Here is a 259-nt window from a genome sequence, read left to right on the forward strand (position 1 = left end):
GAAGACTTGGCGGTCGCGAAAACACTACAGCCCATTATCGTTGAACATATCGATAAAATCGTGGATTACTTCTATGAAAATATCGAAAAAGAAGATATCCTCATGACGATTATCCATAACAACAGTACGATCCAGCGGCTGAAGCAAACGTTGACCCGGCATATTACCGAGATGTTCAGTGGTCGGATCGACAGTGAATATATCGAGCAGCGCAGTCGAATTGCAGTGATGCATATGAGGATCGGCCTGGAACCTAAAT

General features: G+C 44.0%; 1 protein-coding gene. It reads left to right on the top strand.

The features are described 5' to 3' along the window. Positions 1 to 259 (top strand): protoglobin family protein (locus SB775_RS31080; protein ID WP_410865124.1); only part of this gene is annotated, 259 nt, incomplete at both ends.

This window comes from Peribacillus sp. SIMBA_075, from assembly GCF_046534585.1.